Source organism: Streptomyces sp. TSRI0281 (assembly GCF_001905125.1).
Lineage (GTDB): Bacteria > Actinomycetota > Actinomycetes > Streptomycetales > Streptomycetaceae > Streptomyces.
In genome coordinates, this window is sequence record NZ_LWLE01000001.1 from 224,110 (window position 1) to 247,895 (window position 23,786).

Annotated in this window: 25 protein-coding genes; 12 read left to right on the plus strand and 13 right to left on the minus strand. The window is 71.0% G+C overall.

The features are described 5' to 3' along the window. Window positions 1–121 precede the first annotated feature (121 nt). Entirely contained in the window at window positions 122–349 is a 228-nt protein-coding gene (locus A6A29_RS00980; RefSeq protein ID WP_073717986.1) for a DUF3107 domain-containing protein, read from the plus strand. A gap of 288 nt (window positions 350–637) precedes the next feature. Then, window positions 638–910, plus strand: coding sequence for a hypothetical protein (locus A6A29_RS00985; protein ID WP_073717987.1), 273 nt, complete (start codon window positions 638–640; stop codon window positions 908–910). A gap of 41 nt (window positions 911–951) precedes the next feature. On the opposite strand, the gene A6A29_RS00990 is transcribed toward A6A29_RS00985, so the two are convergent. After that, window positions 952–1,707 carry a ferritin-like fold-containing protein gene (locus A6A29_RS00990; RefSeq protein WP_073717988.1) on the minus strand — a complete coding sequence of 252 codons (756 nt, stop codon included), beginning with the start codon at window positions 1,705–1,707 and terminating at the stop codon, window positions 952–954. A gap of 450 nt (window positions 1,708–2,157) precedes the next feature. Between A6A29_RS00990 and A6A29_RS00995 the strand changes: the two genes are divergently transcribed. Next, a complete protein-coding gene (locus A6A29_RS00995; RefSeq protein WP_073717989.1) occupies window positions 2,158–4,260 on the plus strand; it encodes a DEAD/DEAH box helicase in 2,103 nt (700 codons plus the stop codon). Window positions 4,261–4,369: 109 nt separating this feature from the next. Then, the gene (locus A6A29_RS01000) at window positions 4,370–5,236 is read left to right on the plus strand and encodes an alpha/beta fold hydrolase (RefSeq protein ID WP_073717990.1); all 867 of its coding nucleotides are present in this window, start codon (window positions 4,370–4,372) and stop codon (window positions 5,234–5,236) included. 58 nt (window positions 5,237–5,294) lie between these two features. Here the strand turns inward: A6A29_RS01000 and A6A29_RS01005 are convergent, their stop codons facing one another. Beyond that, window positions 5,295–6,206 carry an NYN domain-containing protein gene (locus A6A29_RS01005; RefSeq protein ID WP_073717991.1) on the minus strand — a complete coding sequence of 304 codons (912 nt, stop codon included), beginning with the start codon at window positions 6,204–6,206 and terminating at the stop codon, window positions 5,295–5,297. Between the two features lie 212 nt (window positions 6,207–6,418). Here A6A29_RS01005 and A6A29_RS45675 point away from each other — a divergent pair, with 212 nt between their 5' ends. Beyond that, window positions 6,419–6,571 (plus strand): hypothetical protein, encoded by a 153-nt coding sequence (locus tag A6A29_RS45675; RefSeq protein ID WP_198676864.1) that lies wholly within the window; start codon window positions 6,419–6,421, stop codon window positions 6,569–6,571. 124 nt (window positions 6,572–6,695) lie between these two features. On the opposite strand, the gene A6A29_RS01010 is transcribed toward A6A29_RS45675, so the two are convergent. From A6A29_RS01010 to A6A29_RS01020, 3 genes are all read right to left on the minus strand, one after another. Next, window positions 6,696–7,301 carry a MarC family protein gene (locus A6A29_RS01010; protein WP_073717992.1) on the minus strand — a complete coding sequence of 202 codons (606 nt, stop codon included), beginning with the start codon at window positions 7,299–7,301 and terminating at the stop codon, window positions 6,696–6,698. Between the two features lie 185 nt (window positions 7,302–7,486). Then, on the minus strand, window positions 7,487–8,353 hold the full coding sequence (locus tag A6A29_RS01015; protein ID WP_073717993.1) for a PHP domain-containing protein: 867 nt from the start codon (window positions 8,351–8,353) through the stop codon (window positions 7,487–7,489). 93 nt (window positions 8,354–8,446) lie between these two features. Next, the gene (locus A6A29_RS01020; protein WP_073717994.1) at window positions 8,447–9,124 is read right to left on the minus strand and encodes a DUF6758 family protein; all 678 of its coding nucleotides are present in this window, start codon (window positions 9,122–9,124) and stop codon (window positions 8,447–8,449) included. A 158-nt stretch (window positions 9,125–9,282) separates the two neighbouring features. Between A6A29_RS01020 and A6A29_RS01025 the strand changes: the two genes are divergently transcribed. After that, window positions 9,283–10,515, plus strand: a complete 1,233-nt coding sequence (locus tag A6A29_RS01025; protein WP_073717995.1) for an MFS transporter — start codon at window positions 9,283–9,285, stop codon at window positions 10,513–10,515. A 34-nt stretch (window positions 10,516–10,549) separates the two neighbouring features. On the opposite strand, the gene A6A29_RS01030 is transcribed toward A6A29_RS01025, so the two are convergent. Further along, entirely contained in the window at window positions 10,550–11,134 is a 585-nt protein-coding gene (locus A6A29_RS01030) for a suppressor of fused domain protein (protein WP_073717996.1), read from the minus strand. 411 nt (window positions 11,135–11,545) lie between these two features. On the opposite strand from A6A29_RS01030, the gene A6A29_RS01040 reads away from it, so the two are divergent. Next, window positions 11,546–12,676: a magnesium and cobalt transport protein CorA gene (locus A6A29_RS01040; protein WP_073717997.1), complete on the plus strand. Its 1,131-nt coding sequence runs from the start codon at window positions 11,546–11,548 to the stop codon at window positions 12,674–12,676. Between the two features lie 31 nt (window positions 12,677–12,707). Continuing rightward, the gene (locus A6A29_RS01045) at window positions 12,708–13,232 is read left to right on the plus strand and encodes a hypothetical protein (protein WP_073717998.1); all 525 of its coding nucleotides are present in this window, start codon (window positions 12,708–12,710) and stop codon (window positions 13,230–13,232) included. 110 nt (window positions 13,233–13,342) lie between these two features. On the opposite strand, the gene A6A29_RS01050 is transcribed toward A6A29_RS01045, so the two are convergent. Continuing rightward, window positions 13,343–14,104 (minus strand): hypothetical protein, encoded by a 762-nt coding sequence (locus A6A29_RS01050; protein WP_073717999.1) that lies wholly within the window; start codon window positions 14,102–14,104, stop codon window positions 13,343–13,345. 227 nt (window positions 14,105–14,331) lie between these two features. On the opposite strand from A6A29_RS01050, the gene A6A29_RS01055 reads away from it, so the two are divergent. The 3 genes from A6A29_RS01055 to A6A29_RS01065 are packed head-to-tail and all read left to right on the plus strand — an operon-like array spanning window position 14,332 to window position 17,332. Then, the gene (locus A6A29_RS01055) at window positions 14,332–15,606 is read left to right on the plus strand and encodes a magnesium transporter MgtE N-terminal domain-containing protein (RefSeq protein ID WP_073718000.1); all 1,275 of its coding nucleotides are present in this window, start codon (window positions 14,332–14,334) and stop codon (window positions 15,604–15,606) included. Further along, window positions 15,596–16,156: a DUF1003 domain-containing protein gene (locus A6A29_RS01060; protein ID WP_073718001.1), complete on the plus strand. Its 561-nt coding sequence runs from the start codon at window positions 15,596–15,598 to the stop codon at window positions 16,154–16,156. The genes A6A29_RS01055 and A6A29_RS01060 overlap by 11 nt, the downstream gene beginning before the upstream one ends. A 42-nt stretch (window positions 16,157–16,198) precedes the next feature. Next, window positions 16,199–17,332: an Mrp/NBP35 family ATP-binding protein gene (locus A6A29_RS01065; RefSeq protein ID WP_073718002.1), complete on the plus strand. Its 1,134-nt coding sequence runs from the start codon at window positions 16,199–16,201 to the stop codon at window positions 17,330–17,332. Between the two features lie 140 nt (window positions 17,333–17,472). On the opposite strand, the gene A6A29_RS01070 is transcribed toward A6A29_RS01065, so the two are convergent. The 5 genes from A6A29_RS01070 to sigE all read right to left on the minus strand — a co-directional run bounded on the left by A6A29_RS01070 (window position 17,473) and on the right by sigE (window position 22,477). Then, window positions 17,473–18,132 carry a hypothetical protein gene (locus A6A29_RS01070; protein ID WP_073718003.1) on the minus strand — a complete coding sequence of 220 codons (660 nt, stop codon included), beginning with the start codon at window positions 18,130–18,132 and terminating at the stop codon, window positions 17,473–17,475. A 125-nt stretch (window positions 18,133–18,257) separates the two neighbouring features. Next, entirely contained in the window at window positions 18,258–18,758 is a 501-nt protein-coding gene (locus A6A29_RS01075) for a sec-independent translocase (RefSeq protein WP_073718004.1), read from the minus strand. Between the two features lie 118 nt (window positions 18,759–18,876). Further along, window positions 18,877–20,634, minus strand: a complete 1,758-nt coding sequence (locus A6A29_RS01080) for a S1C family serine protease (protein ID WP_073718005.1) — start codon at window positions 20,632–20,634, stop codon at window positions 18,877–18,879. Window positions 20,635–20,723: 89 nt separating this feature from the next. Next, window positions 20,724–21,719: an anti-sigma factor family protein gene (locus A6A29_RS01085; RefSeq protein WP_073718006.1), complete on the minus strand. Its 996-nt coding sequence runs from the start codon at window positions 21,717–21,719 to the stop codon at window positions 20,724–20,726. Then, a complete protein-coding gene (gene sigE, locus A6A29_RS01090) occupies window positions 21,716–22,477 on the minus strand; it encodes an RNA polymerase sigma factor SigE (RefSeq protein ID WP_198952965.1) in 762 nt (253 codons plus the stop codon). The genes A6A29_RS01085 and sigE overlap by 4 nt, the downstream gene beginning before the upstream one ends. Window positions 22,478–22,658: 181 nt before the next feature. Here sigE and A6A29_RS01095 point away from each other — a divergent pair, with 181 nt between their 5' ends. Next, window positions 22,659–23,324: an O-methyltransferase gene (locus tag A6A29_RS01095; protein WP_073718008.1), complete on the plus strand. Its 666-nt coding sequence runs from the start codon at window positions 22,659–22,661 to the stop codon at window positions 23,322–23,324. Window positions 23,325–23,493: 169 nt separating this feature from the next. Here the strand turns inward: A6A29_RS01095 and A6A29_RS01100 are convergent, their stop codons facing one another. Further along, window positions 23,494–23,661, minus strand: a complete 168-nt coding sequence (locus A6A29_RS01100; RefSeq protein ID WP_003966491.1) for a DUF3117 domain-containing protein — start codon at window positions 23,659–23,661, stop codon at window positions 23,494–23,496. Between the last annotated feature and the right edge of the window lie 125 nt (window positions 23,662–23,786).

The following is a 23,786-nucleotide window of genomic DNA, read 5'->3' on the forward strand; positions in this document are numbered from 1 at the left end:
CGTCGGCCGTGTTCGCTGCGGGCGTTGCCGGCCGGGCCATGACCTCGGGTTCCACCCGGCTAGTGTGGCTGCGTACGGCGCGGTTCACCGCGCAGGGACTGACCGTCGGAGGGACATAGCCGTGGAGGTCAAGATCGGGGTGCAGCACACGCCCCGGGAGATCGTTCTGGAGAGCGGGCTTTCCGCCGAGGACGTCGAGAGCGCGGTCGCCGAAGCGCTCAACGGCAAGGCGCAGCTGCTCAGCCTCACGGACGACAAGGGCCGCAAGGTCCTGGTGCCGGCCGACCGGATCGCGTACGTGGAGATCGGCGAGCCCAGCACCCGGCGTGTGGGGTTCGGCGCGCTGTAACTCACGCGACGCAGTGAACGAGGAAGCAGTCCGGCAGGGAATCCCCCGCCGGACCGCTTCTTCGTACCCGGTCCCTCACCGCACCCGGACCGCCGCTCGGGGGGCGGGCCACGCCTCCCCCGGACCGGTTCCGCCGATCATGTGCCCCGTCGGCCCGGACGGGCCCTCGTGTCCGGGTGTGCTCGAACGGTTTCCGCAGCTCGCGGGAGGGTTGCGTGCGGTGACCCGCGGGTAGTAGCGCCTACGACCGATTTGACCGCCCCGCACACCCCCGCGAGGTGATCCTCTGTGATCTGGGAAACCTTCGGCTCCGCGATGCTCGGACTCGCCCTTTCCTGGGCGGCGCTCCGTTCACTGCCCGGCCGTCTGCCGTCCGGCCGTCCCGTGTTCCTCACCGGCACCCTGGGCGCCCTGTTCGGCGCGTATCTGACGCATTCGGCCCTCGGCACCGGCCATGTCCTGGCGACGCTGACCGGCGCGGTGCTCGTCGGGTCGGTGACGCTGTCGCTGCTGATCCGCCCACGCGGCCGCCGCCTCGGCCGATCGGCGGCGGCCCAGTAGTCCGGGCGGCCCGCCGGGGCGGCCGACGGCGGCCGGACCGGCTACGCGGCCAGGCCCAGCGCGGCCATCCGCTTGGTGTGCGCCTCGGTGATCCGGGAGAACATCCGTCCCACCTCGGCCAGGTCGAAGCCGTCCGCCACACCGCCCACGAGCATCGTCGACAGGGCGTCCCGGTCGGCGACCACCCGCTGGGCCTGGGAGAGCGCCTCTCCCATCAGCCGGCGGGCCCACAGCGCGAGCCGGCCGCCGACCCTCGGTTCGGCCTCGATCGCGGCGCGCACCTTCTCGACCGCGAAGTTCCCGTGGCCGGTGTCGTCCAGCACGGCGAGGACGAGCGAGCGGGTGTCCGTGTCGAGCCGGGCCGCGACCTCGCGGTAGAAGTCGCTGGCGATCGAGTCACCGACGTACGCCTTGACCAGCCCCTCCAGCCAGTCCGACGGCGCGGTCTGCCGGTGGAAGTCGTCGAGCGCCTTGGCGAACGGCTCCATCGCGGCGGTCGGGTCCGTCTCGATCGCGGTGAGCCGGTCCGTCAGCTGCTCGAAATGATGGAATTCGGCGGAGGCCATCTTCGCCAGTTCCGCCTTGTCGCCGAGTGTCGGCGCGAGTTTGGCGTCCTCCGCCAGTCGCTCGAAGGCCGCCAGCTCGCCATAGGCGAGCGCACCCAGCAGATCCACGACCGCTGCGCGGTACTGCGGCTCGGCGGATGCGGTGGCCCAGTCCTGGGCGGCGATTCCGGTGGGTGCGGGGGTTTCGGGAGCTTCGTTGGCGGGTTCAGCGGCGTTGTCAGGCGTCTCCATGGAGCGCACAATAGCCCGCTCGCCGAACCGTCGAAGGGCCCGCCCAGCCACAGACATCACACCGTTCCGATGAATTCGCCCAACACACATGCGCGAATCCGGGGTACAGTGGTATTGCGTCTACTGAGCATTTTCCAGTGCCAGGGGCGCGACCTTGAATGAGGATGCCCGGTCGGTGGCCCGATCGGCTCCGACCCGACAGCCCTCCACGCGGGGCGTACGACACGTACGACCGCAGATGAGGGGCCCCCTCAGCGGCACGAGCGCTCGAGCGACGGCAGTGGTCCCGCGCCACCCGGCCCATCCACGGCCGGATGACCAACCCCGGCACGGTACGACCCCCAGCGTTCGCCTCGGTCCGCGTTTCACAGAAGAGGCAGCACCCTGACTACGTTCCGCGACCTCGGGATCCTTTCCGAGACGGCCGAAGCCCTTGAGGCAGTCGGCATCATGTCCCCGTTCCCCATCCAGGAGATGACGCTCCCCGTAGCGCTCTCCGGCAGTGACGTCATCGGCCAGGCCAAGACCGGCACCGGCAAGACGCTCGGCTTCGGACTGCCGCTCCTGGAGCGTGTCACCGTCCCCGCCGATGTCGAGGCCGGGCGCGCCGCGCCCGAGAAGCTGACCGACGCCCCGCAGGCCCTGGTCGTCGTCCCGACCCGCGAGCTGTGCCAGCAGGTCACCAACGACCTGCTGACCGCCGGCAAGGTCCGTAACGTCCGCGTTCTCGCGATCTACGGCGGCCGTGCGTACGAGCCCCAGGTCGAGGCCCTCAAGAAGGGCGTCGACGTGATCGTCGGCACCCCGGGCCGACTGCTCGACCTGGCGGGCCAGCGCAAGCTCGACCTGTCCCACATCCGCGCGCTCGTCCTCGACGAGGCCGACGAGATGCTGGACCTGGGCTTCCTGCCCGACGTCGAGCGCATCATCACGATGCTGCCGCCGAAGCGCCAGACCATGCTGTTCTCGGCGACGATGCCCGGCGCCGTCATCAGCCTGGCGCGTCGCTACATGTCGCAGCCCACCCACATCAACGCCACGTCGCCCGACGACGAGGGCTCGACCGTCAAGAACACGGCGCAGTTCGTCTACCGCGCCCACTCGATGGACAAGCCCGAGATGGTCTCGCGCATCCTCCAGGCCGACGGCCGCGGGCTCGCGATGATCTTCTGCCGCACGAAGCGGACGGCCGCCGACATCGCCGAGCAGCTGGAGAAGCGCGGTTTCGCCTCCGGCGCGGTCCACGGCGACCTCGGCCAGGGCGCCCGTGAGCAGGCGCTGCGCGCGTTCCGCAACGGCAAGGTGGACGTCCTCGTCTGCACCGACGTCGCCGCGCGCGGTATCGATGTCGAGGGTGTGACCCACGTCATCAACTACCAGTCCCCCGAGGACGAGAAGACCTACCTCCACCGCATCGGCCGCACCGGCCGCGCGGGCGCCAAGGGCATCGCGGTCACGCTGGTCGACTGGGACGACATCCCGCGCTGGCAGCTGATCAACAAGGCGCTGGACCTGAAGTTCCCCGACCCGCCCGAGACGTACTCCACGTCCCCGCACCTCTTCGAGGAGCTCAGCATCCCCGCGGGCACCAAGGGCGTACTGCCCCGTGCCGACCGGACCCGTGCGGGTCTGCGCGCGGAAGAGGTCGAGGACCTCGGCGAGACGGGCGGCCGCGGCCGCAAGTCCGCGGCGAGCGCACCGGCCCCCGCCCGCGAGGAGCGCGAGCCGCGTACGCCGCGTCAGCGTCGTCGCACCAGGAACGGAGCCGCGCTGGAGGAGGGCGTCGCCACGGTGCCCGCACCGGCCGGCGAGATCACCCCGGCGGCGCCCGACGCCGCTGACGCCCCGGCCGAGCCGCGCACCCCGCGCCGCCGTCGCCGTACCCGCGTAGGCGCCCCGGAGGCCGCTGCCGAGGCAGCGGTGGCCGTGGCGGAGGCCCCGGCGGCCCCGGTCGTCGAAGCCGTGACCGAGGCGGAGCCCGCGGCGGAGACCAAGCCGCGCCGCCGCCGCGCCCGGAGCGCCGCCGTGAAGCCGGTGACCGAGACCGTGACGCAGGCTCCGGCCGTCAAGGCCGAGGCCGAGTTCCAGACGGTGGCCGTCGCGGTCGGCTTCGCCGAGCCGGTGGCGGAGACCAAGCCGCGCCGCCGCACCCGGGTCGTGAAGCCGGCCGTCGACGAGGTCGACTTCCAGATCGCCCCGGTGTCCGAGCCCGAGCCGGAGACCAAGCCGCGCCGCAGCAGGCCCCGCGCCGCCACGAAGCCGAAGACGGAGTCGAAGCCGAAGGCGGACGCCAAGGCGAAGACCACGACGAAGACCACGACGAAGGCCGCGACGGAGACGGTGACGCAGGCTCCGGCCGACGAGGCCGAGGCCAAGCCGCGCCGCCGCCGTGCGACCCGCGCCGCCACCGCCGGTACGGAGGCCGCCGTGGTCTCCGAGGCCGAGGCCGTGGTGAGCCAGGCCGCGTCCGACGCGGAGGCCCCGGCCAAGCCGCGCCGCCGCCGGGCCACCCGCGCGACGGCCAAGGCCGAGTCGGCCACGACCGAGGGCTGACCGCCGCACCCGCACCACACGGCCCCTACGGCCCCGGTCCCGCAACTGCGGGACCGGGGCCGTAGGGCTGCACGGCGCGAGGTGGGCGGCCGGGGATAGCCTCGGTGGTATGAGTCGGCCGCCCACCTTCACCCCGCCCCCCTGTGCCCGTGCCCGTGTGCTGCGTACCGCGCGCGGGGACTTCGCCGTACTGGACGCCGCACCGCGTACCGAGGCGCACTCCACCGCCCTGCTGCTGCCCGGATACACCGGCAGCAAGGAGGACTTCATCGCGCTGCTCGAACCGCTCACCGACGCCGGGTACCGAGTCGTCTCCGTCGACGGCCGGGGACAGTACGAGACCGAGGGAACGGACCGTCAGGAGGCTTACTCCCAGGAGGAGTTGGCCCGTGACGTGCTGGCCCAGGCGGCGGCGCTCGGTGCCCCCGCAGGGCCGGACGACGCCCTGGGCCGCGTACATCTGCTCGGTCATTCGCTCGGCGGTCAGATCGCCCGCGCCGCCATCCTGCTCGACGTCGCACCGTTCCGCTCGCTGACCCTCATGTCCTCGGGTCCCGCCGAGGTCGTCGCCGCCCAGCGGGACAAGGTGAAGATGCTCAGCGACGCGTTGTCGGTGCTGAGCATGACCGAGGTGTGGGACGCGATGCAGGCCCTCGACCCGCCGCAGGACGCGGACACCGGTGGCGGCGAGGAGCTGCGCCGCCGCTGGCTGCTCCACCACCCGGCACAGCTGATCGCCACCGGCGCGCAACTGGCCGCCGAACCGGACCGGGTGGACGAACTGGCCGCCCTCGCGCTGCCCGTCCATGTGATCTCCGGCGAGCGCGACGACGTCTGGCCGGTCGAGCGGTTCGATGCGATGGCGCGGCGGCTGGGGGCCCGCCGCACCTCGGTCGGGGGTGCCGAGCACTCCCCCAACACAGCCCGCCCCGAGGAGACGGCCGCGGCCCTGATCTCGTTCTGGGACAGCCTCTGACGGCTGGATCAGCGGCTCGGCGGATCCGGTCGATCAGGGCCTCAACGGCTCCGGTGCATCAGTACTGCGCCTGGAGGTGCTGCCAGAATCCGTCCCGCAGCGCCCGCCGCAGATGCGCGTGGCCGCGCAACGAGTGCTGGAGCAGCCGTTCCGCCTCGACGAGCAGGTCCTGGTCGACGGAGCCCGGAAGGTAGGGATGTCCGGGCAGCAGGTCGGCGAGGGATTCGCGGCCACGGGCGGAGAGCCAGGTGGCGGCGATCTGCGCACCGACGAAGCGGACGTCCTCGCGCGAGGGGGCCGGGGTGTCGTCCTCGTACGTGGTGACGGGGCGCCGGGTGACGTAGGGGCGGCAGAAGTCGAGGTCGAAGGTGCGCTGGCTGTCGACCTCCCAGAGCAGCGGCTCGGCCTGGTTGCGCCCTTCGCCGGCCTCGATCCCCCAGAGGTGGACCCGGGCGCCGTAGCCCTGGGCCGCCTCGACCGCCGACACCAGGTCCTCGTCGCCGCCGACGAGGGCCGCGTCGCTGATGGCGCGGTGCCTGGCGAGTGATTCGAGGTCGGTACGGATGAGGGAGTCGACGCCCTTCTGCTGGTTGTTGGCGTTGAGGTTGCCGAGCCGCACCTTGACGTCGGGGAGTTCGGCGATGGACTGCTGCTCGACGGTGTGGATGCGGCGCCTGGCCCCGTCGTACCAGTAGACGCGCAGCAGTCTGCTGTCCGCGAAGATCGTGCGGGCCTTGTCGATGAAGGCCTCGATCAGCCCCTCCGCGTCGAGGTCGAAGGAGCGGCGGTCCTCCGTGCCGGTGACGAGCAGTCCCGCCGCCGCGTACACATATCCCGCGTCCACGAAGATCGCGTGGGTCGACGGGGTCTTCGACACCTCGGCGAGCACGCGCTGGAGCAGCTCGTTGGTGCGGTCCAGGCGCTCATCGATGTCGGTCTCGCCGAATGGCTGTGCGTCCGCTTCGTTCATGCGGACCTCGTCGTCTGCGCACACGCAGCTACTGGAGGGTACTTAGACATCCAAAAAATTTCCTTAGCGTAGGGAATGTTTGCAGAGGGCAAGCCGTTGTACCCCCTGTGGAGCGCGAGACGTAGCCGCCTTGCGCTCTTCATCCTTGCGGACGGGGTCGCCCCGTCCTCCCAGTAGTTCTCCAGCAGGAGGATCAGACGAAGGGAAGCCATATGCGCTTCGAGATCATGCGACTCGACGATGTCGACGGTACCGCCGTGGACAGCACTGTCGTGGACGCCGCCTCCGTCAACCGGATCGTGCAGCAGGCCGCGGCAATAGGCCAGCGCATCTACATCCGGCCGGCCGAAAGCTCGGCTTCGTAACGCCTTGGACCGTCCGGCACACGCCGTTCGGCCTTGATGACGCATTGCGCCGCTAAAGACGAAGCGCCCCCGCACGGAAGATCCGTGCGGGGGCGCTGTGGTGTCCGGTGCCGCCGGCGGGCGGTCAGGCGTTCTGGATGACCTGGGTGACACCGTTGATGATCTGCTGCACGGCGATGGCCGAGAGCATCATTCCGGCGAGCCTGGTCACCAGCACCACACCGCCGTCCTTGATCACCCGGATGATCAGCAGCGAGTAGCGCATGGTCAGCCAGAGCACCACATGCATGGCGACGATCGCCGACCAGACCGAGATCTGGCCGCCCACCCCGTCGGCGTGCTGCACCGCCAGGATGACCGACACGATCGCTCCGGGCCCCGCCAGCAGCGGCATGCCCAGCGGCACGAGCGCCACATTGACGTCCTTGGTCTGGGTCGGCTCATCGGTCTTGCCGGTCAGCAGGTCCAGCGCGATCAGCAGCAGGAGCAGACCTCCCGCGATCATCAGCGCGGGCACGGAGACATGCAGATAGTCCAGGATCTGCTGGCCGAGCAGACCGAAGACGGCGATCACCCCGAAGGCGACCGCGACCGCCTGCAGCGCCATCTTGCGCTGCACCTTGGCGGGGCGGCCCGCGGTGAGGGCCAGGAAGATCGGGGTGATCCCGGGCGGGTCCATAATCACAAAAAGCGTGAGAAACAGGGATCCGAAAACAGCGACGTCGAACACAGTGAGCCTTGCGAGGAGAGAACGGGCGGTACGGGGAGGTGCGCGCGGATCGGCCCGGGGCAGCGTCAGCGGCAGGCCGGGGGCGGTCGCACGGAGGCCGTATGACAGCGTCCGGACGCGCGGGGAGTGGTGCGTGAGGTGGTTGCGTGGTGCGGTGAGGGGCTCGCGCGGGTGCGCGCGGTGTCCTACGGGCGGGCGTTTCCGCCGGCGCCCGGCACCGGGAAGGCTCCCGTGGCGCGCCGGGTGATCTCGCCGTAGATCTCGGGGTCGGTCGTGTACTCGCCGAGCCCCACCGTCTTGCGGGTGCCGTGGTAGTCGCTGGATCCGGTCGTCAGCAGTCCCAGCTCACGGGCGAGCCCGCGCAGCCGGGCCCTGGTGGGCTCGTCGTGGTCCGTGTGGTCGACCTCGATGCCGTCGAGCCCCGCGGCGGCGAGCCGGGCGATCGCGGACTCGGGCACCACGGCACCGCGCTTCACGGCTGCCGGGTGGGCGAACACCGTGACGCCGCCCGCCGCCCGGACCAGCCGGATCGCCTCGAACGGGTCGAGTTCGTGCTTCTCCGCGAACGCGCGTCCGCCGTCCGCCAGCCACTCGGGGGTGAAGGCGTCGGACACCGTCTCGACGACGCCGAGTTCGACGAGCGCGGTGGCCACGTGCGGCCGGCCGACCGAACCGTCCCCGGCGATGCGCGCGACCTGCTCCCAGGTGACCGGGACGCCCAGCGCCTGGAGTTTGCGGACCATCTCCTGGGCGCGCGGCACCCGGTCGTCCCGTACCAGCTCGCGCTCGCGGGCCAGCTCGGGCTCCTCGGGGTCGAAGAGGTACGCCAGCATGTGCAGGCCCACGCCGTCGAGCTTGCAGGAGAGTTCGGCGCCGGTGACGAGGGTGAGGCCCTCGGGCAGGGCGTCGATGGCCTGCCGGTATCCGCCGACGGTGTCGTGGTCGGTGAGTGCGACGACATCGAGTCCCGCGGCCGCGGCGCCCGCCACCAGTTCGGCGGGGGTGTCCGTACCGTCCGACGCGGCGGAGTGGGTGTGCAGATCGATGCGCACGACGCGTACTCCAGGGCTCGCGGGGGATGGGCGGAGGAAAGTGACAGACGGGGCAGGACGGCGGTCGCTCAAGGATAACCGCCGCGAACCCCCCTATATCCCGGCGGACCCCTGCCGGGGCGGGTCGTCCGGAGTACTGAGCAGCCGCGGGGTGAGCGCGCCGCAGGGGACGAGGTCCGACTCTCCCCCGGCGTCGCGCAGATCGGTCAGCACCAGTTCGTCATACATCAGCAGCCCCGACTGCTCGGGCCAGACGATCGCCCAGAGCCACAGGCCGCGCGCCTCTCCCGCGAAGACCGCCCGGTCCTCCGGGGCGCCCTTGACGTGCCAGAGGGGGGTGGGGCGTCCGGCGGCGAGGACCTTGGCGTCGGGCACCCCGTCGACCTGGAAGTAGGGGCCGGGGTCGGGCCCCTCGATGCCCGCGTACCGGGCGCCGAGTCCGACCCCCAGCTCCTCGGCGACGAGCAGCAGCTCACCCATGCCGCCGAGCGGTCCCGGGCCGGAGCAGGCGACGACGGTGGCACGGCCGCCGCTGCGGTCGTCGCCCGCGGAAGCCACTCCGGTGAACAGCCAGCCCACCGGGAGCGGCCAGGGCATCCACACCGGTACCCGGGCGCGGTGCACGACCACGCCGAGCGCCTCGACGCTGGGCGGGATCACGGGCTGCAACGGATGGACCTGGCCGTGCGCGGAGCACTGCCAGGCGTCGGCAAAGAGACCGGGCGCCCTGACCCGGCCACCGCACTTCGGGCAACTGGGTTCGCCCCTCATAACCGCCAACGGTCCTCCGCGGCGGTCGCCGCGTCAAGGACGATCACCCGTCCGCAGCGTGGCTCGCACCGGGGGGAAATAGATGTAGCTTGCATTTATTAGAGTGCCTAACTTATTCTGTGCATAACGCAACGATCTAGTGGAGAGCGAGAGAACCCATGCCGGGAGAGGATCCGTTCGACGAAGGGGCGTCAAGCATCCTGCGTCAGCCGAAGGCCGTCTGGGCCACGGCGGGCGCGTCTGTCGTCGCCTTCATGGGAATCGGCCTGGTGGACCCGATTCTGCCGTCCATCGCCAAGGGGCTTCAGGCGACACCCAGCCAGGTGTCCCTGCTCTTCACCTCGTACTTCCTGATCACCGCCGTCGCGATGCTCGTCACCGGCTTCGTCTCCAGCCGCATCGGCGGCCGCAAGACGCTCCTGGCCGGTCTCGCGCTCGTCATCGTCTTCGCCGCCCTGTCCGGCACCTCCTCGTCCGTCGGAGAACTGGTCGGCTTCCGGGCCGGCTGGGGTCTGGGCAACGCGCTCTTCGTCTCCACCGCACTCGCCGTGATCGTCGGCGCGGCGGCCGGCGGCAGCGCCGCGGCGATCCTGCTGTACGAATCGGCGCTCGGCCTCGGCATGGCGTGCGGGCCGCTGCTCGGCGCGCTGCTGGGGGACGCCAGCTGGCGCTACCCCTTCTTCGGTACCGCCGTACTGATGGCGATCGGCTTCCTGTGCATCACCGCGTTCCTCAAGGAACAGCCCAGGCCCGCGCGGAAGACCTCACTGCTCGACCCGCTCAAGGCGCTCGGCCACGGCGGTCTCGCCTCGGTCGCGACCTCGGCGTTCTTCTACAACTACGCGTTCTTCACGATCCTGGCCTTCACCCCGTTCGTGCTGAACATGACCCCGTACAAGTCGGGCGCGGTGTTCTTCGCCTGGGGTCTGCTGCTCGCGGTCTTCTCGGTGCTCGTCGCCCCGCGGCTGCAAAAGCGCTTCGGCTCGCTGAAGGTGGTCGGTGCCTCGCTGGTGCTGCTCGCCGTCGACCTGCTGATCCTCGGCTACGGCAACCACACGACGGCCATCGTCTGCACGATCGTCTCCGGCGCCTTCATCGGCATGAACAACACCGTGTACACGGAGCTGGCGCTCGGTGTGTCGGACGCGCCGCGACCGGTGGCGAGCGCCGGATACAACTTCGTCCGCTGGTTCGCCGCGGCGGCCGCCCCCTTCCTCGCCCCGAAGATCGAGGAGTGGAGCAGCATCCACATCCCGTTCGTCGTCGCCGCGATCGCCGCGCTGGCGGGCGCCGTCGTCATCCGGGTCCGGCGTACGGCCCTGACCCACGAGGCCGAGGAACTGGAGCCGAAGCACGCCACCGAGGACGGCGTCACGGTCTTCGCCGACTGACCCCGCCCACACCCGTCCGGCCCGGCGGGGGGCTTCAGTCCAGCGTGACGGAGGCGCGCAGCGGATCACGCAGGTCCGTCCCGTGCGACAGCCACCGCTCCTGGAGCTCCTGCGCCCCCCGGACCCGCTTCCAGGCGGCCTCGTTGTGCGTCATCGGCAGCAGCGGCAGGAAACGCACCGGCTCACGCGGCTCGTCCAGCTCCAGATCCTCGACCAGCCCGCCCGGCTCGGCCACCAGCACCGAGCTGAACGGCGCCCCCGTCCAGAGCGGCTGCCCGAGGTCCAGCGAGGCGCCCGGGGCCACGATCAGCCCCTCGACCTGCGGAGAGGCGGCCAGCACGGCGAGCGGGCGCAGCACCTGGTCGGTGTCGGCGAGCCCGGCCCGTACCGACAGGACCAGTTCGGCGCGGGGCCCCTTCACCGGATCGGCGAGCGGCGAGGTGGGGTCGGCCATCGGCTGCGCGGACATGCCCAGCGTCGCGTAGCGCACCACGTCCCCGTCGATGAAGCGGAGCACCTCGATGCGGTCCGTGCCGAGGAACGTCACATCGGCGCGGGCGTCCGGTTCCCCCAGGGCCGTCCGCAGCCGTGCCTCGACCAGAGCAAGAATTTCTCCCATGTCGCGAGCATAGAACGCGTATCGAAGGGGCAAAGTAAGGGATTGGGCCCTAGGTGGCTGATAGCCTGGCCGCCGGTCGGGACAGCGCGCAGAAGCGTCGCTCTCTCAGTCCCGACGACACGTCGTCCCTCACGGGGGACCGACCGGAGGAGGTGGGGACTGCCATGGATCCAAGTCGACCGTGCAGTACCAGCCGCTCTTCCGCACGACGCCTTCCTTCGGTGATCTGACCCTTTCCCGGTCCAGGCCCACGGCAGTTCGCACCACGGAAGAGCCTTTCGTTTTTGCCTGTCTGTAGCGAACGCCGTCATCGCGCCTGCGCGGTGCCGCCCGCTTTGCGGACGTGAGCACACGTCCCCATTCCGGGCTGTTCCACGCCCCGCCGACGGCCCTCCGTGAAGGAGTCAGCCCATGTCGATGATCCGCGACCTGCGCGCCGCCGTGCGCCCGTCCCTGCGTCCTTCCCTCCGTAAGAACAGCGCCCCGTTCAGCGGTGGCTACGACGCCACCCGCGACCCGTCCGCCTCCAGCGCCGTCGTCGACTGCGCGGTCTACCGCGACGGGCGGCGTCTCGAAGCCTCGGCCTGTCCGACCCCGCACGAGGCGATGCTCCGGGTACGGGAGGACGGCGGCTTCGCCTGGATCGGCCTGCACGAGCCGACGGAGGAGGAATTCGCCGGTATCGCCCGGGAGTTCGGCCTCCACCCGCTCGCCGTGGAGGACGCCGTCCACGCGCATCAGCGGCCGAAGCTGGAGCGTTACGACGACACGCTGTTCACCGTCTTCAAGACCATCCACTACGTCGAGCACGCCGAGCTGACCGCGACCAGTGAGGTCGTCGAGACCGGTGAGGTGATGTGCTTCACCGGCCGGGACTTCGTCATCACCGTCCGGCACGGCGGTCACGGCTCGCTGCGCGCCCTGCGTCACCGGCTCCAGGACGACCCGGAGCTGCTCGCCAAGGGCCCCTCGGCCGTACTGCACTCGATCGCCGACCATGTCGTGGACGGCTACATCGCGGTGGCCGAAGCGGTGCAGGACGACATCGACGAGGTGGAGATCGATGTCTTCTCCACCCCGGCGAAGGGCACCCCGCGCGGCTCGGACGCGGGCCGGATCTACCAGCTCAAGCGCGAGGTGCTGGAGTTCAAGCGGGCCGTCTCCCCACTGCTGCGGCCGATGCAGTTGCTGAGCGAGCGCCCGATGCGGCTGATCGACCCCGACATCCAGAAGTACTTCCGGGACGTCGCCGACCACCTCTCCCGGGTGCACGAGGAGGTCATCGGCTTCGACGAGCTGCTGAACTCCATCCTCCAGGCCAACCTGGCGCAGGCCACCGTCACCCAGAACGAGGACATGCGCAAGATCACGTCCTGGGCGGCCATCATCGCCGTACCGACGATGATCTGCGGCGTCTACGGCATGAACTTCGACCACATGCCGGAACTGAAATGGACGTACGGCTATCCGATGGTGCTGGGCTTCATCGGCGCGGTCTGCTTCTCCATCCACCGCATGCTCAAGCGCAACGGCTGGCTCTGAGCGGGGCGGCCCGGTCCCATAGAGTGCGGCCATGACTGCTGCCGCTGACGCGCTGATGGACCGGGCCCTCGTCGAGGAAGCCACCAAGAAGTCCGGTCTGATCTGGGTGCGGGGCACGGGGCCCGCCCGCGCGCTGTGGCACGTCTGGCACGAGGACGCGGCCCATCTCGTCGGCGACGGCCCCGGCGAACAGCCGTTCCCGGCCGGAATCACCGACGGGGCCGGTGCCGAGGTGACCGTCCGCAGCAAGGACAAGGGTGGCCGCCTCGTCGTCTGGAGCGCCGCGGTCTCCGTACTGGCACCGCGCTCCGAGGAGTGGGAGGCCGCGGTCGCCGAACTCAAGGGCAAGCGGCTGAACGCACCGGACGCCGAACAGATGGCCGAGCGCTGGGCGCGGGAGTGCGTGGTCGTCCGGCTGACGCCCGGCGGGACCCGCACCGGACTGCCGGACACCTCACTGGCGGCCCCGCCGCTGCCGACCCCGGCGACCACGCGCCGGCCGGTGCCCGCCGCGCTCCCCCGGCTGCTGCTGAAGCGCCGTCGCCGCACGGGCTGACCCGGCGCCTCGGCTCCGTGGCACCGGCGCGGGCCCCGGGCCGCCCGCCCCGGCCCGAGGACGCCGATCCGCGGGCCGAGGGCACGAAGGCCCTCCAGGACGCGAGGGCCTCAGCCCGAGGACTTCGGGAGCTGGCCCCCGTAGTCGACGGTGTCGGCCTCGTCCGGCGCCTCCAGTGCGAAGGACTTGCCCCAGTCGGCGAGGGTGACGCTGCCCCCGCCGCCGCCGCGTGCCACCCGCACGGGATACGGCTTGCCCTCAAGGGAGACGTCGAGCGCGCCGCCCTCGCCCTTTCCGCCCCGGATCTGGATGGTGCGGACTCCGGAGATCTTGTCGCGGTCGCCCTTGCTGACCTCGCCGTGCAGCGAGAGCAGGCCGTCCAGCAGGATCTCCTTGTCCGTGAAGCCGCGCAGCTGCTTGTACGTGGGGTCGCCCTCGGGGACCTTCACATACTTGCCGTTGAGCTTGTCGGCCGCCGCCTGGTCGGCCTGCCGGCCCTTGTCGCTCTCCTCGTGGTTCCAGAAGGAGGAGTCGGCCTTGAGGAAGAGTTCGTCGCCGATCCGCAGCAGGACGAACGTGCTCTGCTTCGAGGTGACGGACCCGGTGCCGCCCTCCGCGTTGAGCCGCATGTTCAGGGTGTACGTGCCGCCCTTGCTGACGAGCTTGCCCGCGAGACGCACCGCGTCCGCCGCGTCCGCCGCGTCTCTCGTCCTCTTGTCGATCTCCGCGGCCGAGAGTCTGCCGACGCCGTTCGTCCCCTTGTCCAGGTCCTCGCCCGCACAGGCCGTGAGGGCTGCGGTGAGCCCTGCACAGAGCACTACGGCGAGAGCGGCCCGGCGGTGGTTCCGGACGGCCGGGGCAAAAGAGGTCACGGGCGCACTGCCTCTCAACTGCGTGTACGGGGTGGCAGACGGCAGCGTACCGGTCCGTCCGCGCCCGCCCGCAGCGAGGCGTACCGAGACGTCCGCCGGGGCGGAGTGGCGTGGTACGGGCTAGCCTGATCCCGGCATAACGGCGAAATCGACTGATCGATATGGCGTGGTGCGGTCCGTGCGGCACACACCGCGGACGGCACCGTCGGGCGAAGGAGGCGCATCGGATGGCGGCAGGCGCCCCCAGGGTCTTCGTGTCACATCTCTCCGGTGTGCCGGTCTTCGACCCCAATGGTGATCAGGTCGGCAAGGTCCGTGACCTGGTGGCGATGCTGCGGGTCGGCGGCCGCCCGCCGAGGCTGCTCGGCATGGTCGTCGAGGTGCTCAGCCGGCGGCGGATCTTCCTGCCGATGACCCGGGTGACGGGCGTCGAGTCGGGCCAGGTCATCACCACGGGTGTGGTCAACATGCGGCGCTTCGAGCAGCGGCCCACCGAACGTCTGATCCTCGGGGAGTTCCTGGACCGGCGGGTCCGGCTGGTGGAGACCGGCGAGGAGGTCACCGTCCTCGATGTGGCGATCCAGCAGCTGCCGGCCCGCCGCGACTGGGAGATCGACAAGTACTTCGTCCGCAAGGGGCGCGGCGGGGCGCTGCGCCGCAAGGGCGAGACGCTGACGGTGGAGTGGTCGGCGGTCAGCGGGTTCTCGCTGGACGAGCACGGACAGGGCGCCGAGAGCCTGGTCGCCACGTTCGAGCGGCTGCGGCCCACCGATGTGGCCAACGCACTGCACCATCTGTCGCCCAAGCGCCGGGCCGAGGTCGCCGCCGCGCTGGACGACGACCGGCTCGCCGACGTCCTGGAGGAGCTGCCCGAGGACGACCAGGTGGAGATCATCGGCAAGCTCCAGGAGGAGCGGGCCGCCGATGTCCTGGAGGCGATGGACCCGGACGACGCGGCCGACCTGCTCTCCGAGCTGCCCGAGGAGGACAAGGAGCGGCTGCTGGCGCTGATGCGGCCGGACGACGCCGCCGATGTGCGCCGCCTGATGTCGTACGAGGAGCGGACCGCGGGCGGTCTGATGACGACCGAGCCGATCGTGCTGCGGCCGGACGCCACGGTCGCCGACGCGCTCGCCCGGGTCAGGCAGTCGGACCTGTCACCGGCGCTGGCGGCGCAGGTGTACGTCTGCCGGCCGCCGGACGAGACCCCGACAGGCAAGTACCTGGGCACGGTGCACTTCCAGCGGCTGCTGCGCGACCCGCCGTTCACCCTGGTCAGCTCGATCGTCGACAGCGATCTGGTGCCGCTGTCCCCGGACACCCCGCTGCCGGTCGTGACCAGCTATCTGGCCGCGTACAACATGGTCTCGGTGCCCGTCGTCGACGAGAGCGGCTCGCTGCTCGGCGCGGTGACGGTGGACGACGTCCTGGACCACCTGCTGCCCGACGACTGGCGTGAGACCGACTTCCACGGTGAGGAGGGGATCGCCCATGGCGGGTGAGGAGCGTGCGAAGGCGGCGTCGACGGGCTCCTCCGGCATCGTGCGCCCGCCGCGGAACCGGATCGACCAGCCGAAGGACCCCCGGCGCAAGCTGCTGCCGGAGTACGACCCGGAGGCGTTCGGCCGGTTCTCCGAGCGGATCGCCCGGTTCCTGGGCACCGGACGGTTCATTGTCTGGATGACGCTGATCATCATCCTCTGGGTGCTGTGGAACATCTTCGCGCCGCGTGACCTGCGGTTCGACGGGTATCCGTTCATCTTCCTGACGCTGATGCTGTCGCTCCAGGCCTCGTACGCCGCTCCGCTGATCCTGCTCGCGCAGAACCGCCAGGACGACCGGGACCGGGTCACCCACGAGCAGGACCGCAAGCAGAACGAGCGCTCCATCGCCGACACCGAGTACCTCACCCGGGAGATCGCCACGCTGCGGATGGGCCTCGGCGAGGTCGCCACCCGGGACTGGATCAGGTCGGAACTCCAGGACATGGTGAGGGACATGGACGACCGGCAGGTTCTCGCCCGGCCGGAGAGTGACGAAGGCGACCGCTGAAGGGTTACCCGCGCGTACCGCCCTGCGCCGTACCATCGTCCTATGGCTACGGAAGACGCGGTGCGTGAAGCACTGTCGACAGTGAACGACCCGGAGATCCACCGCCCGATCACCGAGCTGGGCATGGTGAAATCGGTCGAGATCGATGCTGACGGTGTAGTCGCTGTCACGGTGTATCTCACGGTCTCCGGCTGCCCGATGCGCGAGACGATCACCAAGAATGTGACCGACGCGGTCGCGCGGGTCGAAGGCGTCTCGCGCGTCGACGTCACGCTCGATGTGATGAGCGACGAACAGCGCAAGGAACTCGCGTCCGCGCTGCGCGGCGGCACGGCCGAGCGCGAGGTCCCCTTCGCCCAGCCCGGCTCGCTGACCCGGGTGTACGCGGTCGCCTCCGGCAAGGGCGGCGTCGGCAAGTCCTCGGTGACGGTGAACCTCGCGGCGGCCATGGCGGCCGACGGGCTGAAGGTGGGCGTCGTGGACGCGGACATCTACGGGCACAGCGTGCCCCGGATGCTCGGCGCGGACGGCAAGCCGACCCAGGTCGAGAACATGATCATGCCGCCGTCCGCACACGGCGTGAAGGTCATCTCCATCGGCATGTTCACCCCGGGCAACGCCCCGGTGGTGTGGCGCGGGCCCATGCTGCACCGCGCGCTTCAGCAGTTCCTCGCCGATGTGTACTGGGGCGACCTGGACGTGCTGCTGCTCGACCTGCCGCCGGGCACCGGTGACATCGCGATCTCCGTCGCACAGCTCGTGCCGAACGCGGAGATCCTGGTCGTCACGACCCCGCAGCAGGCCGCGGCCGAGGTCGCCGAGCGGGCCGGCTCCATCGCCGTACAGACCCACCAGAAGATCGTCGGCGTCGTCGAGAACATGTCGGGCATGCCGTGCCCGCACTGCGACGAGATGGTCGATGTGTTCGGATCGGGCGGCGGCGCGCGGGTCGCGGAGGGCCTGACGCGGACGGTCGGCGCCGAGGTTCCGGTGCTCGGTTCCATCCCGATCGACCTGCGGCTGCGCGAGGGCGGCGACGAGGGCAAGCCGGTGGTCCTGTCCGACCCCGACTCCCCGGCCGGCAGCGCGCTGCGGTCCATCGCGGAGAAGCTGAGCGGCCGTCAGCGCGGCCTGTCCGGCATGTCGCTGGGCATCACCCCCCGCAACAAGTTCTGACACCCACCGGCCCGACAGCGCGGTCCCGGCCCCCGGTACCGCGCTGTCCTCGGTCCCGGCACCGCTGATCCCGGTCCCGGCACCGCTGATCCCGGTCGCCGGGCGGACGCTTCCGCCCGCCCGACAGTCTCCGGGTTCGCCTAGGCGTACGTGGTGATGTCGCCGATCACCGCGAACCCCAGCCCGTACGCGCTCATCCCCCGCCCGTACGCCCCGATGTGCACACCACCGTGCGCCGAACCGGCCAGCACCCAGCCGAACTCGGACTCGCGGTAGTGGAACTCCACCGGAGCGCCGTCCACCGGAAGTGAGAGCTTCGACCAGGGCGGGGTGCCGAGGTCGTCGGCGAGTTCGAACGCCGTCTCGGTCTGCTGGTCCAGCCAGTCGTCCCGCAGCACGTGGTCCAGCTGCGGCGGCCAGGTGTATGCCAGGAGGCCGGAGCCCGCCAGCCAGGCCGCCGAGGAGACGGTGGTGGCGTCCAGCACCCCCGTACCGTCACCGCTGCGCCGCACCGGGCTGCTGGCCACGGTCACGACGACCGCGAAGCGCTCCTTCTCCGGGCGCGCGTCGGACCGCACCAAGGGCTCGTCACCGTGTCCGGTGGAACCGTGCTGCACCGTGCCGTCCGCCGCGGTGCCGACCTGCATCGGCCAGCGTGGCCCGGTGAATGCCTCGTCCAGCCCGTACCACGGGAACGGCGCCCGCAGATATCCGTCGACCGTACGCCGGGTCGCCGGCACCCCCTCTGCGGTGACTGTGCTGGGCGCACCTTCCGCCCCTACCCGACTCGTCGTCTCCATCTGCCCGGCCGCCTCCTCGATCTGTTCCGATCCGGAGCGGCCCGCCCCCCGCGGGCTCGGGCGTCCTCGCAACCGGACAGATGGAGAATAGCCATACCGTACGGACGAGTCGGGATTGACCGGTCTCAGGTGGCGTCTGCGTCGAACGGCGGGCGCTCGTCCTTGGCCGGCGGCGCGGGCTTCTTGAGCAGGTCAGGGGTGGTGGAGGAGCCATTCACCGTGCCGTCGGACGCACCGCCGGACGACTCCTTCGCCGAGCCGTTCGCCGCACTGTCGGCGGAAGCGGAGGACACGCTCCCGCGCCCGTTCACCGCGTCGGTGACCTCGGCCATCTCCTTGCGGAGGTCGAAGCTCTCGCGGATCTCCTTCAGCCCCAGGTCGTCGTTGCCGTCCATCAGCTGCTTGCGGACGAACGTCTTGGGGTTGAGGTCCTCGAACTCGAAGTCCTTGAACTGCGGACCGAGCTCCGAGCGGATGTCTTCCTTGGCGCTGTCCGAGAACTCGCGGATCTTGCGAATGGTGCGCGTGACGTCCTGAATGACCTTCGGCAGCTTCTCGGGGCCGAAGACCAGTACGGCGAGAACCACGAGCGTCAGCAGCTCCAGTGCGCCTATGTCATTGAACACCTAGCTGCTCCTCGTGTTCTCCGCGTGTTCTCCGGGTCTTCCCCACCAGGCCGGATGACGGCCCGGACCGCTCAACGGTACCTGTCGAAGCTGTCCGGGCGGTACCTTCCGGTGGCCGTTACGTGCCGCTCGCCGAGCCGAGCGTCAAAGTCATGGACAGCTCTTTACCACCGCGGGTCAGTCGGAGGGCGAGCCGATCGCCGGGGCGGTGGGCACGGATCTTCACGATCAGCTCCTCGCCGCTGTGCACCCGCTGGCCCTGCACCTCGGTGATGACGTCGCCCGGCCTGATCCCGGCCTTCGCCCCGGGGCCGCCGGTGGTGACCGCGGGCCCGCCGTCGGCGCCCTTCGCACCGACCTTGGCCCCGTCACCGGTGTACTTCATGTCCAGGGTGACGCCGATCACCGGGTGGGTCGCCCGGCCGGTGTTGATCAGCTCCTCGGCGACGCGCTTGCCCTGGTTGATGGGTATGGCGAAGCCGAGGCCGATGGAACCGGACTGGGCGCCCTCGGATCCGGCGCCGCTGTCCGCCGCGCGTATGGCGCTGTTGATCCCGATGACATGCGCCTGGGCGTCGACGAGCGGGCCGCCGGAGTTCCCGGGGTTGATCGGAGCGTCGGTCTGGAGTGCGTCGACATAACTGACGTCGGTGCCGTCGCCCTTCTCGCCACCGGCGGTGATCGGCCGCTGCTTGGCGCTGATGATGCCGGAGGTGACCGTGTTCGACAGGTCGAAGGGGGCACCGATGGCCACCACCGGGTCGCCCACCTGCACATTGTCGGAGTTGCCGAGGGGCAGCGGCTTGAGTCCGGAGACTCCGGTGACCTTGACGACGGCCAGGTCGTAGCCGCTGTCCTTGCCGACGATCTCGGCGGCCGCGGTCTCGCCGCCGCTGAACGTCACGGTGATGTCGCCACTGGAGCCGGCCGGGGAGACGACATGGTTGTTGGTGAGGATGTGGCCCTTGTTGTCGAGGACGAAGCCGGTGCCGGTGCCGGACTCCGACGCACCGCTGACATGCAGGGTGACGACGCTGGGCAGGGCGCTGGCGGCGATCCCGGCGACGCTGTCGGGTGCCCGGCCACCGCTGTCCCGGCCCGTCTGGGGAAGCTCGACGCTGGTCAGGCCACCGTTGCGCTCGACGTAGGCGCCGATTCCGCCGCCTATGCCGCCCGCGACCACGGCGAGCAGGACGGCCCCGATGAGGACGGTGCCCCGGCGGCTCTTCCCGCGCCCGACGGGTTCGGTGCCGAGCGGGGGGCCCGGCTGGGTCAGGGGCTGCCGCGGCGCCCCCCAGGGGTCGTACTGGAGCCACTGGGAGGGCGGCTGCTGACCGGACTGCTGCGGGACCTGCTGCGCCTGCGGGTGGGGCGGCAGGTGCTGCGGCGGGGCCTGGGGCGGTATGCCGCCGGGCACCGGTCCGGGCGGCGGAACCTGATCGACGGCGACGGGAGCCCCGTTCGTCGCGGCGTACTGCGGGGGTACGGGGGTCCCGTGCGCCGGGGTCGGCACGGGTCGCTGCACGGGGGGCGCGGGCGCCCACGGGCCGGGGCCGCCGTAGGGCGGAGTGCTGTACTCGTCGGGCTCGTGCAGCGGCCGCATCGCGGGGGCGGGCCGGAGCGGCTCGTCGGCCGGGAGTGCGGGCGTCGGCACACCGGGGACCGGTTGTTCCGATACCGCCGTGCTCCCCGTCCCGGCCGCGTCCTTCACACCCGTCCCGGGCGCGTCCATCACACCCGTCGCGTCTGCCGTATCCGCGGCTCCTGCGGAGTCCTCGGCGGGAGATACGCCTTCCGGTTCCGTGCGACCGCTGCGTCCCGTCGTGGGACGGCTCCACCACTTCGCCTTGGGCCCGGTGGGCTTCGCGTCGTCCATGATCTCCCCGCAACTGGCCTCTGTACGCCCCCACAGGGGCGTCCCTCCCGGAATTCAACCAGGTTTGCGAATCCCCGCGCAGGGCCCCGTCAGCGCCGGGGGAAGAGCGGGAGTGCGTGATCGTTGGGCAGCAGCGCGGAGGCGGGTGCGGACGGGGCGGCCGACTTCGGCGCCGGGGCACCGCCGAGCGCCGCGGCGAGCAGCGACGTGGTGCCGGTCGGCCGTATCAGCGGGGGCACGGAGACATTCAGGACGGGGAGGACGAACGGGTGCCCGGTGAGCGGCGCGGCACTGAGCGACGAGGGCACTGCCGCGAGCATCTGCGGGGCCATGGGGGCCCGGACGGTCGGCGAGGCCGAGGGAACCGCGGTGGAGCCGATCGCCGGACGGTCGCCGTCCACGGCGAGCGCGCCACCGGCCCTGCGGCTGGCCGCGCTGCCGCTCTCGGCCCGCGCGTCGGCGTCGAGCGGGGTCACGTTGCTGCCCGCGCCCTCGGCCCGGAGCGCGGTGTCGGGAGTGGAGTCCAGGGGGAGGGTGCCACCGAGGGCGATGGCGGCCAGCGATACGGCGCTGGCCGCGGCGAAGGCGATTCTCCGGCCGCGCCAGGGCGAACGGTCGGCGTCACGGGCCACGTCGTGTATGCGGAAGACGCCGTGGGAGCCGCCGCCCGGCAGGACCGCGGTGGAGCCGTGCCCGGCGGGGAGGTAACCGAAGCTGTCGAGCGGCGAGGAGCCCGGAGCCGGGTCCGTACGGCTGCCGCCGGAGGGCCGCATGGTGGGGAAGAACTCGTCGGCGAAGCGTCCGCTGCCGCCGAACGGTCCGCCCGGGCCGCTGTCGCCGCCACTGGGACCCCCGGGAAGGCCCTGCAGACGGGCCAGGAACCCCTCGGAGGGCGAGGGTGAGCTGGACAGGGCGAAGGCACTCTTCAGGCGCCGCTGGGCGTCGGCCTCGGCCTTGCACTTGGGACAGGTGGCCAGATGGGCCAGGACCCGTTCACGGGCATCATGTTTCAGCTCACCGTCGACAAGCGCGGCGAGCCGGTCCCCCAGATGCTGCTCCGCGGGGGTCGGTCCTGTACCACTCACGCCGATCCGACCTCCCCTGCCATGACCGCGTCCGCCAGGGAGCGCTGCTCGGCGCGGGCCTCGGGCGAACGGTGCTTGAGCGCCTTGCGCAGGTGCGAGCGGCCGCGGTGGATACGGCTGCGCACGGTGCCGAGCTTCACGCCGAGGGTCGCGGCGATCTCCTCGTAGCTGAGCCCCTCGATGTCGCAGAGCACCACGGCCGCGCGGAATTCGGGCGCGAGGGTGTCCAGGGCCTGCTGCACGTCGGCGTCGAAATGGGTGTCGTTGAAGACCTGCTGCGGGGACGGCTCGCGGCTCGGGAGCCGCTCGGCGGCGTCGTCGCCCAGGGAGTCGAAACGGATCCGCTGCTTACGGCGGACCATGTCCAGGAAGAGATTGGTGGTGATGCGGTGCAGCCAGCCCTCGAACGTGCCGGGGGTGTAGGTCGACAGGGAACGGAACACCCGGACGAAAACTTCCTGGGTGAGGTCCTCGGCATCGTGCTGGTTGCCCGTCAGCCGGTAGGCAAGGCGGTACACACGTCCGCTGTGCGTGCTGACGATCTCTTCCCATGAGGGCGGGGTCCACGCCTGAGAGTCCGCATCTGAGGCGAAGGTCGCGGTCGTTGCGGAGTCGTTGGAAGAACGGTCAGCAATGTTGGTCACGGATTTCGGCTCACCCGCCGACCCGAGAAGGCGCCGCAGCACCCCTCTCCGATCCACAGGCGCAGCCGCACCTCCCCTATCGGCTCTGGTGGTGTCCAGTGGAGCCCCTACCATAGCCACCTCGCCCGTTAGCTCCGGATAAGCCTTTTTTCCTGCTGGGGCCGGGCGTCGCCCGGGAACTGCCGGCGCACGGTCGCGGGCCCGATCCGCGGGCCCGTTCGCTGCGCTTTCCCCTGTCCTTACACAACGCCCGGTCCCATCTGCGGGTTCCCGGGTCCAGCGGATACAGTCACCGTTGCGCCAACTACGGGGTCAGGAGAGGGTCATTACCGCCAACCGGCAGACGAGCTGGGCGTTCGCCGACGCCTTTGTCGCCGAGGACGAAGCACTGCGCTGGGCCCGGGAGCGGGCCCGCGAGGCAGGGCTGCGCTCGGTGTCCCCAGGCACCGGTTCCGCGCTGCGCCTGCTCGCTGCCGCCGTGGACGCCAAAGCGGTGGCGGAGATCGGGACCGGAACAGGCGTGTCCGGCATCCATCTGCTGCACGGAATGCGCCCGGACGGCGTACTGACCACGGTCGATCCGGAACCGGAACGCCAGCAGTTCGCCCGCGAGGCCTTTCGCGCGGCGGGCTTCGCCGCGAACCGGGCCCGGTTCATCCCCGGGCGCGCGCTGGACGTCCTGCCCAGGCTCGCGGACGGCGGGTACGACCTCGTCTTCTGCGACGGCGACAGGCTGGAGAGCCTGGACTGCCTCGCTGAATCGTTGCGCCTGCTGCGACCGGGCGGACTGGTCTGTTTCGAGGGCGTTTTCGCGGACGGCCGCACGGTCGACTCCGCCGCCCAGCCCGCCGAGGTGCTGCGCCTGCGCGAGCTGCTGCGTGCCGTTCGGGAGAGCCAGGAGCTGATGTCGACGCTGCTGCCGGTCGGTGACGGGCTGCTCTGTGCGGTCCGTCGCGGCTGACGGCCGTTCCGCCCGTTCCGCCCGCCGCATCCGTCGCGCGCCACCCGGCGCGCCCGTTCCACGCCCTTCGCCCGGCGCGTTCACGTATCCGCCGGTCATCCCCCTGAACGCGCCACTGCCCCGGCACGGTATCCGTGCCGGGGCAGTGGTCGCGTGTGGGCGTTCCGCGTCAGCCGACGACCTTCTTCAGGGCATCGCCGAGGGCATCGGCCTCGTCCGGAGTCAGCTCGACAACAAGCCGACCGCCGCCTTCGAGCGGAACGCGCATGACGATGCCCCGCCCCTCCTTTGTCACCTCGAGCGGGCCGTCGCCCGTCCGCGGCTTCATGGCCGCCATGCTCGTTCCCCTTCCTGAAACCAGCTCATCGCAACCGGCGGCCCCATGACAGGCGCTGCCTCACCGGCATCGAACACATTGCTTCCCCACCATTATCCCGCATCACAGACCCTGATGACCAACAT